The organism is Vibrio breoganii (assembly GCF_024346795.1).
Classification (GTDB): domain Bacteria; phylum Pseudomonadota; class Gammaproteobacteria; order Enterobacterales; family Vibrionaceae; genus Vibrio; species Vibrio breoganii.
Map to the genome: position 1 here is coordinate 1,776,759 of NZ_AP024864.1, position 13,091 is coordinate 1,789,849.

At 45.0% G+C, this 13,091-nt stretch carries 13 protein-coding genes; 9 read left to right on the plus strand and 4 right to left on the minus strand.

The features are described 5' to 3' along the window. Positions 1–145: 145 nt before the first annotated feature. Positions 146–562, minus strand: coding sequence for a CBS domain-containing protein (locus tag OCU35_RS08325; RefSeq protein ID WP_017029718.1), 417 nt, complete (start codon positions 560–562; stop codon positions 146–148). A 220-nt stretch (positions 563–782) separates the two neighbouring features. On the opposite strand from OCU35_RS08325, the gene OCU35_RS08330 reads away from it, so the two are divergent. From OCU35_RS08330 to OCU35_RS08345, 4 genes are all read left to right on the plus strand, one after another. Continuing rightward, complete coding sequence (locus OCU35_RS08330; RefSeq protein WP_102472156.1) at positions 783–1,052, plus strand: hypothetical protein; 270 nt, start codon at positions 783–785, stop codon at positions 1,050–1,052. A 97-nt stretch (positions 1,053–1,149) separates the two neighbouring features. After that, positions 1,150–2,298 (plus strand): DUF481 domain-containing protein, encoded by a 1,149-nt coding sequence (locus OCU35_RS08335; protein WP_261825149.1) that lies wholly within the window; start codon positions 1,150–1,152, stop codon positions 2,296–2,298. Between the two features lie 103 nt (positions 2,299–2,401). Then, a complete protein-coding gene (locus OCU35_RS08340; RefSeq protein WP_261825150.1) occupies positions 2,402–3,577 on the plus strand; it encodes an HlyD family secretion protein in 1,176 nt (391 codons plus the stop codon). Continuing rightward, a complete protein-coding gene (locus tag OCU35_RS08345; protein ID WP_102328665.1) occupies positions 3,567–4,619 on the plus strand; it encodes a DUF2955 domain-containing protein in 1,053 nt (350 codons plus the stop codon). The genes OCU35_RS08340 and OCU35_RS08345 overlap by 11 nt, the downstream gene beginning before the upstream one ends. Positions 4,620–4,700: 81 nt before the next feature. Here the strand turns inward: OCU35_RS08345 and OCU35_RS08350 are convergent, their stop codons facing one another. Beyond that, entirely contained in the window at positions 4,701–6,674 is a 1,974-nt protein-coding gene (locus tag OCU35_RS08350; RefSeq protein WP_017029713.1) for a TonB-dependent receptor domain-containing protein, read from the minus strand. Positions 6,675–6,820: 146 nt separating this feature from the next. Continuing rightward, positions 6,821–7,759: a LysR family transcriptional regulator gene (locus OCU35_RS08355; RefSeq protein ID WP_261825151.1), complete on the minus strand. Its 939-nt coding sequence runs from the start codon at positions 7,757–7,759 to the stop codon at positions 6,821–6,823. A 105-nt stretch (positions 7,760–7,864) separates the two neighbouring features. Between OCU35_RS08355 and OCU35_RS08360 the strand changes: the two genes are divergently transcribed. Genes OCU35_RS08360 through OCU35_RS08375 form a run of 4 tightly spaced genes read left to right on the plus strand, consistent with a single transcriptional unit; the run spans position 7,865 to position 11,468 of the window. Further along, positions 7,865–8,785, plus strand: coding sequence for a siderophore ABC transporter substrate-binding protein (locus OCU35_RS08360; protein ID WP_206170408.1), 921 nt, complete (start codon positions 7,865–7,867; stop codon positions 8,783–8,785). A gap of 22 nt (positions 8,786–8,807) precedes the next feature. Continuing rightward, on the plus strand, positions 8,808–9,764 hold the full coding sequence (locus OCU35_RS08365) for an ABC transporter permease (RefSeq protein WP_065599190.1): 957 nt from the start codon (positions 8,808–8,810) through the stop codon (positions 9,762–9,764). Then, entirely contained in the window at positions 9,757–10,707 is a 951-nt protein-coding gene (locus tag OCU35_RS08370) for an iron chelate uptake ABC transporter family permease subunit (RefSeq protein ID WP_065599191.1), read from the plus strand. Before OCU35_RS08365 ends, OCU35_RS08370 begins: the two co-directional genes overlap by 8 nt. A 2-nt stretch (positions 10,708–10,709) precedes the next feature. Next, on the plus strand, positions 10,710–11,468 hold the full coding sequence (locus OCU35_RS08375; RefSeq protein ID WP_017030906.1) for an iron ABC transporter ATP-binding protein: 759 nt from the start codon (positions 10,710–10,712) through the stop codon (positions 11,466–11,468). Positions 11,469–11,490: 22 nt separating this feature from the next. Here the strand turns inward: OCU35_RS08375 and OCU35_RS08380 are convergent, their stop codons facing one another. Beyond that, complete coding sequence (locus tag OCU35_RS08380; protein WP_017029707.1) at positions 11,491–11,886, minus strand: DUF2391 family protein; 396 nt, start codon at positions 11,884–11,886, stop codon at positions 11,491–11,493. Positions 11,887–12,002: 116 nt separating this feature from the next. Here OCU35_RS08380 and OCU35_RS08385 point away from each other — a divergent pair, with 116 nt between their 5' ends. Beyond that, positions 12,003–12,935, plus strand: a complete 933-nt coding sequence (locus tag OCU35_RS08385) for a CorA family divalent cation transporter (protein WP_017029706.1) — start codon at positions 12,003–12,005, stop codon at positions 12,933–12,935. Positions 12,936–13,091: the final 156 nt, after the last annotated feature.

Genomic DNA, 13,091 nt, shown 5'->3' on the forward strand with positions numbered 1-13,091 from the left:
ATTTTCAATTACCTTGTTGGAGTGGTTTCAAGGTTAAACGGTTGCTATCACATTCTAGAATAACAAAAGCCTAATCTCGCGCTCCAAAACGAAAAAAGCCTCGAATAATCGAGGCTTAACTGAAATACACAAAACATTTTAACGATTAGATTGGGTTTTTAAAGCACAAGTCAATAGATGCACCTACCGCCTTAAGCACGTCACTGCGTGAAATAATACCCACCAGTTTTCCATTATCAATCACTGGGTACACCTTAGGTTTACCTACTTGCATCATCGACGCTAAATCTATGATCGAGGTTTCAGGGGTGACTGAAAGCACGTCTTTGTACATACAGTCGCTGACAATATGCGTATCTTGGCAGTGATAACTCACCTTGATCAACTTATCGAGTAAGTCTTGCTCCGATAAGAATCCCACTACCTCTTCTTGTTCATTAATTACCGGCCCGCCCACATGCGCGGAGTGTAAAACTTTTTCCAGTGCTGCAGACAATGACATACCTGGGGTAAATGTAACTGCTTGATGGTTCATATAATCTTTAACTTTTAATGACTGCATTCTGGACTCCTTCCACACAACGTCACTCTACCTGTTAAGTGTCGACCAAATTTGAGAATTTACTAAATTGTTTTTACCTATTTCAGCAATAACCCCTATCTTTCATCAAACTATGAAGACAAGTGAGTGCTACAAGAGACACTTTGGTACCGTATATCTCCATGTGGTTACAAAAGCGAAATCTGTTATTCTTATACGCTGTTTTCTAGGGCTCTATATCATGTTCAACCAAATATTTTCTTCCGCTAAAAAGTGGCTTTCAGAACTCAGTGAGTTTCAAGCTAGGGTTTGGGTTGTCCACGTTAAAGAAAGCCGTTTTAGGGACGAATCCTTTGTCATATGCGAGGACAACTTTAACGAAGACCTAGAATGGATGAAACGCAGAGACTACACGCAAGAGATGCTTGAATCTGTTGAGAAAATGAAGCCATCACAAGTTCGTGTTTTTAAGTTTTCACATGCTGAGCACCAACTAATGAGAGTAAAATAACCGCCCTCGCATAATTGCTTAAAGCTATTTCACAAACTCACTGTTTTTTAACGAGAAATGGTCTAATTTTAATGGAACACAAGGATTTGGTTTCATTATGACAATGACGTCTCACAAACAGAAAATTAGCGCCGCTTTCTGCGCCATTGCCCTCCCTTTTACCTGCTTCGCTGAGTCAGAGCTAGACTCAACTAGCCAAAAGCCGGAACTGACTGCTCCTGCTTGGTTTATTGAAATACCCTCTGTGCCCACAAAGTTTGATTGGCTACTCGTCCACAAGGGCGAACTGCTCGGGGGTGACATCATTGCCATGTACGACGAAAGAGTCGAGTTTGATAGTGATGAAGTGGGTGTTCACAAAGTAAAGATGAAGGACATCAAGGAGCTAAGAACCAAAGACATCATGCAGCTTCGTTTTCTTGATGGCACCATCATTGAAGGCCATATCGTCATTGATGAAGAGAACGTCTATCTCATGGAGCTGCCTTCGGTCACCTATCCAAGAGAGAACATACTGTCTATTTCACCATCAGAGAAAAGTGGTGAAAGCTTATGGACTGGAGAACTTAGTGCTGGATTAAACTTTAAATCCGGGAACACCGAAAGCTTCGATTATTATATTGCCGGTGATGTCCGTTATCTGATTACGTCTGGGCGCTTTAACGTCACCTACAGAGGCGTCTACGAAGAGGTTCGCGAGGAAGTCAACGGCACCAGTATAACCACAGAAGACAATCATCGCTTTACCGCTAAATACGATCTTTACTACTCGAAGAAACTGTATTTCACCCTGCCCAGCTACGACCTCATCCTCGATGAATTTAGAAACATCGACCATCAGACCTCATTGGGTGTTGCGGTCGGCTATGAGGTTATCGACATCAAGGGTATGGATTTAGAGGTCTATGCCGGCCCAAGCGTTCAGTACACTCGCTTTGTGAATGTCGAGGCTGGTGAGGATGACAAGGTGTTCTCTCCTGTGCTCGCCTTTGGTTTTGATTTTGAATATGACATCACCTCTGATATTGAATTCTTCCTTGTTTACGATGGTAAGGTGGTGAATAGAGAATCGGGTAGCTTCATCCAACGTATTGAGACAGGATTTGATATCGAACTCATCGACGACTTTGACTTGGAGCTGATTACCGTTATCGACAACACCATTGACCCCATCGCCGATGAAGATGGAATTCAACCAGAAGCCACCGATGTTGTGTTCACCGTCGGTATCGAATACGAATTTTAAGCTCGCGAGTGCTATACAACAGCATGATAAGCACATAAAATGTAACGATATTTCACAATTCAATAACGTGATACTTACCTGAAAATGGATGTCAGAGGTAACAATGAGCGATAACAAAGAAAATCAAATCGAAGCCGAAAAAACACAACCAGAAGCCGAGGCTCAACCTACGGTGGAGAAAGAGGCGGCTCAAGCGCCAGAGACACCTGCAGAAGAAACCCACGACCCAGTGAAGAAAATCACGCGCAATGTCTTTATCGTTGTTGGTCTTATCTTTGTTTGGTATCTCTTTGCCGACAGACATACTCCTTGGACTGATGAGGCTCGTGTTCAAGCCTATGTGATCCCTATCATTCCTCAGGTTTCAGGCAAGATACTAGAAGTTAATGTTGCCCAAGACGATGTCATTGAGCGTGGCTCCCAGCTCTTTCGTATTGACCCAGCTGATTATGAGCTCAGTGTCGAGCTGGCGGAATCTGAGTTAGAAATCGCTGGCCAAGAAATTGGCGCAGGGATGGCAAGTGTAGTCACAGCCCAAGCCGGTCTGGTTGAGGCTCAAACTAACCTAGAACATGTCAATGTACAAAGCGCGCGTGTCTTCGAGCTAGAGCAGCGCAAGCTTTACTCCAAATCTGATGGCGATAAAGCGCGAGCTGCAATTAAGCAAGCTAAAGCACAAGTTCGCAGCGCCGAAGCAAACCTTGATAAAGCCAAACAGTCTCTTGGCCCTGAAGGGGCGGCAAACCCTAGGGTAAGAACCGCAGTAGCGAAACTCAAACAGACACAATTAGATCTCAGTAGAACCCGCGTACTTGCTCCGACTAACGGTGGCATCACTAACTTGCAGGTGGATGTGGGTTACTACGCCAATCCCGGCGCGCCAGTAATGACCTTCATCGATGCCGACGATTCTTGGATTGAAGCAAACCTTAAAGAAAACAACCTCGCAAATTTGAAGATTGGCGATCCCGTGGACATTTCTTTAGACATTACTCCGGGGAAAATCTACAAAGGAAAAGTACGCAGTATCGGCTTTGCTGTTGCAAGTGGCTCTACGGATGCTGTAGGCGGGTTGGTTACTGTAAAATCTGGCTCTGGCTGGCTTCGCGATCCGCAACGTTTCCCAGTGGTGATCTCTTTTGATGAAGAGCTGCCAAAGGGACTTCGCCGCGTAGGTGGTCAAGCTGACGTACAGTTTTATACCAGCGATAACTTTATATTAAATGGTATTGCGAAGGTCTATATCCGCCTGTTGAGCTGGATCTCTTATGTCTACTAAGAGCGACACTCCACGCTTTAGCATCCAGGTTGCATTGCAAGATGCAACCATGGTGCGACAGCTTCGATTTGCAGTAGGAGTCGCGGTCTCTGCTGCGATTGCGTACATCTTCAACTGGCCATTGGCATTCTTGTTCCCTATTTTCGCCACATTGTTGTTATCAATGCCTGTGCCTCAAATGACGCCAAAGCAACTGGGTGTTGGGTTATTGAATACGGTAAAGGGCTTCTGTTTTGGCCTATTTTTCTCTGTGGTATTGATCAAGTTCCCTGTCATCTTCTTGATCTTAATGTTTTTGGCCTTGTTCAACATCTATTACTATATCAACCGAGGCGGGTCGTTCTGGCTCACTCTAATGACCATGTTCTCGATGTTAATCCTACCTATGCTTACCTATATGTCTGAGGGTTTGGCCATTGGGTTTTCATTAGGATTTGTCGGTTCAGCCTGGGCGGCAATGCTGTTCGTGTTTGTGTTGCATTTTATTTTGCCTGATACGAATAAGGTCACCCTGCCCTCGCCTGCACCATTTAAAAATGTCTACTCACCGGTAGCCGCTCAATTTGCTTTAAAAAGCACCTTAGTGGCCTTCCCGATCGTGGCATTTTGTATCACCTTTGCTCGCACCGATTTACTGCTAACCATGATTTTTGCGGCAATGTTTACCCTTAAACCCGAGCTTAGCGCCGGTAAAGAAGCAGGGCGAAACTCTCTTATCTCTACCATTTTGGGTGGTTTAATCGCCTTCGTGTTCTACTGGGGTTTAGTGGCAGTGCCGCTATTTCAGTTCTTCATCATCTTGATGTTTGGCATCGCGCTGTTTATGGGAATGAACATCTTCTCATCCAACCCAAGAGGCAAATATTACGGCTCAGCGATGACCTGTATCATCGTTTTAATCAACGGTAATATGGGAGCAGACTCCGACTTTATCAGTGCGTTGATTTCTCGAATCTTCTTCATCTCGCTAGCGATTCTGTACATTATTGTCGCGCTACGGGTGTTGGACGCCTTTGTGTTCAATAAAAAGAAAACCGCCTAAAAACAAAGCCAATAACGCAAAAAGCCAACAACTGAAAACAGTTGTTGGCTTTTTTAATGAGAGCGAAACTAGAGCAAAAGCTTAGAAATCCGCTGTCATACCCACATACCAAGTTCTTGGGTCGATGGCATAACCGCGAGAAGTTACTTCCACTTCATCAAAGCGCTCATCCGTTAGGTTATTCACGCCTGCACGCAGTCTAAACTGTTGATGAATCGAGTAGTTCACACCTAGATCAGCCGTCACATAGGAAGGGCGTGAGACATTATCGTCGTTAGAGATAATCGTTTCACCGGTGTAATTCACTCGCACGAAGGTATCAAGATCATTATTCACAGCCCAACCAAGTCGCGCCATCGCTGCATGATCAGGACGATCTTCTAGGGATTCATTAGTGGTTTTGTCTTCTGTATCAAGGAAGGTGTAGTTACCACGAAGGTTCACAGATTCGATGATCTCGTAGCTTGCCGTAAACTCAAACCCTTGGATAACCGCTTCATCAATATTCTTGTAGGTATAGATATCCTGACCATTGATGCTGCCTACTGGATTATCACGGTCTTGATCAATCAGGTTCTTGATTTCGTTACGGAATACGCCTGTTTCAATCTGCCAGTTGGTCTCTACATAAGCCACAGAAGCTTCATAGCTGACACTGGTTTCAGGATCCAAGTCTGGGTTACCCACGACCTGACAGCTGCCTTTACAGCTATTGATGATGTTTTCTTCTGACAACTGTAGCAGTGTTGGTGCATTAAATGCCGTGCCCACACCACCCTTAATCGTGATCTTGTCACTGAAGTTGTTCACTAGGTAAGCCCTTGGGCTCCAATGTGCGCCAAAGTCATCATGCATGTCCACACGGGTACCATAGGTGAAGGTATAGTCATCAGCAAATGCCCATTGATCCTGCACAAATAGAGCATATTGGTTAACGCTTGCAGTACCGGTTTCGGTTAAGCTATCTGGATTGTTTAGCTCAGAATAGTTCCAGTCTGCACCCGATGTCACCGTATGATCGCCCCAGTAGGTGGTCGCGTGACCATCAACTGAGTGATTGACCTCATCGATATCGTAGTAGCCTAGAGTCGTGTTCTTGCTGTTGTAGTTATCCTTACTGACTACCGCATCACGATTATAGCGGAGTAAGCTGTCACCCCAATCCCATACACCATTGTAGGTAATTGCTTGGGTGTCACGCTTAACTCGCTGATCTGATTCGGTTAAGCCTGAGGTTGATTCAATAATGCCCTCGCGGTCATCGTCAGAATAGGTGAAATCAAATGATAGGTCATGGTCTTGGTTGATGTACCACAACAGGCCACCCGTCACTGCCAGCGTATCACGCTCTTCAAGGGCGGTAGCCTCAGAGCGGTCGTAGTCACCGTTGCTGCCTGTTGCTGTCCCTGTATAAGGGTTCCAAGCATCACGAGCACTTTGACTGACAGAAAAGGACATAAATAAGGTATCGTCAATCAGTGCACCAGAGGTGTAAAGGCCGGTTGAGTACTCACCGCCATCATCATCGTCTCTGTAGCCATAGTCAGCATTAAACTGAGTACGCCATTCGTTATCCGGTTTCTTAGTAATCACGTTGATCACGCCGCCAAGAGCCTCAGAACCATACAGTGCCGACATTGGGCCACGGATCACTTCGATGCGTTGAATGCTTTCTTTTGGAATCGTTGATAGGTCAAAGTCATTCCCACGGAAAATAGCATTCGAAGAGCTGATTTTTCGACCATTAATCAGGATCATGGTGAACTTTGAGTCCATACCACGAATAGAGATCATCTCTCTACCAGCACGCCCACCATCCACTTGGCTCTCAACACCTGCGATATTCTTAACAAGATCATTAAGGGCTGTGCCAGGTTCTGCCATCAACTCTTCTTCTGTGATTACAGAGATGGTCGCTGGCGCTTCAATAACGGATGTTTCTGTATGTGTTGCTGTAACAACCATTTGCTCATCAGTTTCAATCGCTTCGTTAGCGTAAGCCGAAGAAGAAAGAACGGCGAGTATGGCAGTAGAGACTTTGGTGCGAGTTGACATGGATACCACTGTTTTGTGTAATAGTAATGATAATATTTCGCATTAACATACTCGACAGTGGCTATAGTTAACAAACACAACCGAATTCATAAGGTGAATTGTTAGTATTCAGCTTATGAATAGTGCGCAATAATCAGACTATCCCTTTAGCTCACGCTATACACTTCTTTGATTAACTCTCTGAACCAAGTGCACATACCATCGTTTTGAAAGCGTTTGTGCCAATACACATAGACCTGCTCTTTGTCTGAGCGTATATCTTCAGGCACCTCTTTTAGAATCAGCTTTCCAGTCTTGGCAACTTGCTTAGCGTAGGGAGTCGGCAGATGGAAGATGACATCACTACTTTCTGCAATAGAGGCAGCAAGGTTAAAATTAGTTAAAGAAATAGGCACATTCAGAGGCTCGTCTCGTCCTAGGTAACCCTTTTCTCTCAATCGAGTTTGCAGATTAAAGCGCGTATCTCCATACAAAGAAATGCGCCCCATTGAGGCGGTTAATAGATCATCAACCTCTAACGTTTCTTTACTGGCCAAAGGATGAGTTTCACTCATCAATAAGCGAAAGTCTCGTTTTTGGATTGGCAAGCGATAGAGATTTTGCTGGCGATAGTCAGGCTGCGCTGTACTCATGACAAAGTGCACATCACCACTTTCTAATCCTGAAAAGTGATGTTGTGGTACGGTATCTACGGCCATATTCATATTGGGTGCGCGCTCTCTCAGCTCAGAAAACAACTTAGGGACAAGCGCCGTAGCTTGAGGCACCAGAGCAAATAGCTTGATGGTCTTGGTTGAAGAGGCGGGATCAAAACTGTCCCCTTGCATCAAGGTTTCCAGTCCTTGCAGTACCTGATCCAGTTCCGATTGCAGCACCTTGCCTCGCTCAGTAATCTGATAGCCTTCACCTGAACGAATAAGAAGTTCATCGTTAAACACGACTCGCAGTTTATGTAGAGCGCGGCTTACTGCTGGCTGACTCATTCCCAAGGACAGTGCCGTGTTGGAAACATGTTTCTCTTCAAGGAGTTGCTTTAGTACCACCAGCAGGTTCAGATCTAACTGGCCGGTATTCAATATGCGCATAGTGATTATTCCAAATATATATTTGACGGATTTTATGCATTTGATAACTTATGTCAATTGAAATTAATTCTCATTTGTAATTAAACAGGTTGTGATATTAGCACTATGTTAAAAAATAAAACCATAAAGCATCTAGTGACCTCCTTATCCGTTCTTTGCTCAGTCCTTTTACCACAAGCGATTCAAGCTAAAGAAATCACCCACACAATGGGAACTATCGAAATTAATCAAACACCAAAGCGTGTGGTGGTTTTGGGCCATGGTAGCCTAGATATTCTGGATGAATTAGGCGTTAAGCCTGTTGGTGTTGTAAAGCCTCTGCTTCCACACTTTATCTCTCAATATGCAGGGAACGAATATGAAACGGTTGGCTCTCTGAAAGAGCCAAACTTTGAGAGCATCTACATGCTTAAGCCGGACATCATCATTGCCGAAGGTCGTCAGGCGGCAATGTATAAAGAACTAAGCCAGATTGCACCGACCTACCTGTTCCAGATCGATAACAAAGACTATTGGAAGACTACTCAGCACCATTGGCGTGTTTTGGGTGACATTTTTGATAAGCAAGACATCGCTGAGTCGCTTATCAAGAATACCGATGAAAGAATGCAAAACGTTCATATCCTAGCAAGCAAAGAAAACCTTCGTACTTTGGCTGTGATGAACAATGGCAACAATCTGGCCATGTATGGTGAGCAGAGTCGCTTCTCAATCATATTTGAAGACTTTGGCTTTAAATCAGCAAGCGCGCCATCGACCAAACCGACAGGTCCTCACGGAAATCTCATCTCCTTTGAATACATTGCTCAAGCGAAACCTGACGCAATGATTATTCTCGATAGAGAACAAGCTATTGGCACCAGTAACGGCCGTGCGCAAGCCCTATTTGATAATGCCCTAGTGCATAGCACTCCTGCCTATAAGCATGAAAAGATGGTCTTTATGGACCCAGCAGCTTGGTACCTAAGTGCTGGCGGATATAAAGCAACACACATCATGATTGATGATGTTGAATCTGTTCTGTAGTAGGTTCTAAACGACTAATCAGATGAAAGTACATCACTATCTGTCTGCGCTGGCCTTCATTGTATTAGGGTCAGCCTCTTTGTTTATTGGCGTTGCCAGCATGAATTTGTCTGCTCTGATTGAGGGAGACAGTCACGCTTGGCACATCCTATTTGAGAGCCGACTTCCACGTCTCATTGCTATTTGCCTTGCAGGGGCAGGCCTAAGTATTGCCGGTCTCATCATGCAGCAAATCGTGCAAAACCGCTTTGCCGCTCCCTCAACCACCGGCACCATAGACTGTGCACTATTGGGTTATGTATTGAGCCTGGTGGTTTTCTCCGATATCAGCGGCTGGGCGCACCTTGCGCTTATTTTCACCTTCTCAGTAATCGGTACTCTAGTCTTCGTCCGCTTCTTGCAGAGTCTGAAATTCAAGAATGCCATGCTAGTGCCTCTTATCGGCATCATGTACGGCAACATCATCTCGGCGCTGACCACATTTGTTGCTTATAAATATGACCTAGTGCAGAGCATGTCGTCTTGGACAGTGGCGAATTTTGCCTCTGTACTGCAGGGCAACTACGAGTTTCTCTACTTAGCCATACCTGCATCCCTGCTCGCGTATGGGTTTGCCAGTCAATTTAGCGCGACCAGTATTGGCGAAAGCTTTGCGAAAAACATTGGTCTGAACTATCAAAAAATCGTCTTTATCGGCGTGCTGTTGGTGGCCGTACTCTCTTCATCAGTAGTCATGATTGTGGGCGTCATCCCCTTCCTTGGACTGATTGTTCCCAACCTGGTGTCTATGTTTGTTGGCGATAATATGCGCAAGAACCTACCATGGACAGCGTATACCGGGATCATGCTAGTGCTGGCCTGCGATGTGTTAGGGCGAGTGATCTTATTCCCTTATGAAATCCCTATTTCCATGGTGATCAGCATCTTGGGCGGTGTGGTCTTCATCCACCTGATATTGAAGGATAAGAGCAATGCGTGATTCGACCAAACTTGCCCTCATCCTAGGCTTCTCTTTACTGTTTATTGGTTACTTTCTTGGCAAAGGACTGACAGTGGATAACTATCAATTCTTCCTGTCACGCCGCATACCTAAGGTGCTGGCCATCGTATTAGCTGGCATGGCAATTGCGGCCTCGTCCTTAGTGTTCCAGACGGTCACTAATAACCGAATTTTGACCCCGTCAATCCTCGGCTTCGATGCACTTTACATCATGATCCAAGTGATCTTGGTGGCAAGCTTTGGCGGACTGAGCATCTGGATCACCGACGCCAAGATCAATTTTGTGCTTTCAACTTCGATTATGGCGGTATTGGCGACATTCTTATTTGGACTGTACTTCAAGAAGCAAAGAACCAATATCTTTACCCTACTGCTGATCGGCGTGGTGTGTGGCAGCTTATTTAACAGCGTTACCGGTTTTTTCACTATGGTGATAGACCCTGACGAGTTTATCGCTATCCAAAATTCGATGTTTGCCAGCTTCAACAATGTCAGCACAGAATTAGTGTATTGGTGCACCCTGCCCTTATTGGGTTGCATTGCTTACCTCTATCGATATGCCTCGCAACTGGACGTGCTTTGGCTGGGTATGGACAACGCCAAAAGCCTAGGGGTAGACACCGTAAAGCTCACTAAAAAGGTCATGTTCGTTACCACCTTACTAGTCTCGATATCGACGGCGCTAGTGGGTCCGGTGCTGTTTCTGGGCCTAATTGTAGTGAGCCTGACTCGGCAAATATTTACCGGTTTCCAGCACCGATTTCTCATCGCTAGCAGTTGTGTAGTCTCTATTGCACTACTGATCAGTGGACAGTGGTTGGTTGAGCACTTGCTCGATTTTCAAACCACCATCAGCGTTATTATCAACTTTGTCGGCGGAAGTTACTTCCTGAGCCTACTCGTACGAAACAAGATCAGCTAACCATGATTAAAATTACTGGACTAAGTAAGAAATACAACGACAAATACGTTGTTAATAATGCAGACGCCCTCTTCCCCGTTGGTGAGGTCACCAGCATCATTGGCCCTAATGGCGCAGGAAAAAGTACATTACTGTCGATGGCAAGTCGCCTAACCGATAGTGATGCTGGGCAAGTATTAATCGCTGAAAAGCCCCTATCTCAATGGGACACTCAAGCATTGGCAAAACGCCTAGCGGTGCTGCGTCAAAGCAATAACATCAATATGCGCTTCACCGTGCGTGAATTGGTTGCCTTTGGGCGATTTCCTCACAGCAATGGTCGACTCACCCCTAGCGACGAAGAGATCATTGACCGCGCTCTAAAACAACTCGATATCATCGATATTCAAGACCGCTTTCTTGACCAGCTCTCTGGTGGCCAAAGACAAATGGCCTTTATTGCCATGGTAGTGGCGCAAGATACGGACTATATCTTCCTTGATGAGCCGCTAAACAACCTTGATATCAAGCATTCAGTGGCCATTATGAAGTCGCTGCAAAAGCTTGCTCACGAGTCTGGCAAAGCAGTGGTTATTGTTATTCACGACATCAACTTTGCATCGGTTTATTCCGATAACATCATCGCCATGAAGCTTGGAGAGGTGATAGTACAAGGTAAGACTGAGCAAGTGATTGATGCCGAAACCCTAAGCGGGATATACGAAATAGACTTTACTATCAGTGAAGCCAACGGGCAGAAAATTTGCCTGTATTACAGCTAGCAAAATAATGCATTGTGGATAGCTACTCTTTATCAAAGCTATCCACAACAATCGCCCCCATTGATGCAGGCATGGTAATGACAATCACACGCTTGAGTGATGTCATAGGGTCAGTGAGTAGCGGTAGCTTATCTAGACAAAACAGTACTAAACTCACCACCAGCGCCGTTATAACGTAAGCGATAAAGATACGAAACAGAAACACAAACAGCCGATGACGAACGTTCTTTTGAAACACGCTCTGATAGGTAAACACCCCTAGAAAAATCACCGATAACGCAAACAACATCATCAAGTTTCCCAGTGGTAAGGTTTCCCCTAGCCGCCAAGCTTCTTCAGAAAATGAAATAGGCACTGCAAGAGCAAACGCCCCAACAAATACCTGACTGGCATCCTCCATATTGAAGCTGAACTTCATCGACTCTCTCCATAACCTCTATGGCTTAAATAAATACAGCTTTTCTCGCTGCCGGATTAATTAGATTGACTAAGATTAATGCTAGTTGTTGCTGGGCAAACACACAAAGGTTACTTATGAATCAATTCGTTATCTCTAGTTGGGATTTTTCACAAGGCGAGGCTTCTATCGTCAAGTCATTCGACAAACTTAAAGCTGAATGTTGGTATCACTGCCAAAGGGATCATGACGAACTCAAACCGTGGCTTGCACAACAAATGATACCAGCAGCCATGATTGAATCCTTATTGGCCAATGACACCCGCCCTAGATTTGAGCAGTTTGCTGAAGATTGTTTCTTGATTATTCTAAGAGGCATAAACCTCAACCATAATGCCGACCCAGATGACATGCTTAGCCTTCGCATCTTATGGTTTAGAGGAACTCTTATTTCTACTCGAAAGATCCCATCTAGGGCGGTCAACACTCTCATTGGAAAACTAGAAAACGGTCAAGGCCCAAATAATCTATCGTCTCTTTTACTTGAGATGACCAACGGAGTGAATACCATCATTGCCGAGTTTCTTACCCCTGTCGAGGAGCACATTGACCACCTAGAAAGCTCAAGTAAAGTTGATTTAGCCTACATCAATACCCTACATTCTAGGCTGCTACGGCTTCGTCGATACCTAAAACCCCAGCGGTATGTATTTGAAGACCTGATTGCCGCCAACGTTACTCCACTCAGCTATAATCACAACCATTTTAAGAACAGCCTAGATACGGTTATTCGACTTAATGAATCCATTGAGTTCTATCTCGAGCAAATCAGTGTATTCCTAAGCAGTATCAGCCAATTACAAGCCGAGCGCATGAATCGCAATACTTACTTATTCTCGGTGGTGGCTGGGCTGTTTCTTCCTGCTGGCTTTTTTACTGGTTTACTGGGCGTGAATATAGGTGGGATCCCTGGGGTAGATAATCCTTGGGCTTTTACTCTGTTCTGCATTGCTTTATTTGGAATCGTTGCCGTCGAGGTTTTGGTGTTGAAAAAGCTGAAGTTTATCTAGGGTCTGTTGACCTTTTGAGGTTATTTTTGTAGCGATTTGTTGGGTATTAATACAAGGCAGTCGCTTTTAGGTGTGGTGGTTCCACGTGAAAAGTGACTAACGCGGTAGAAATGCCCAACAAAGCTCTACCCGAAGGGCTCGGCAAGAAGGGCTCGT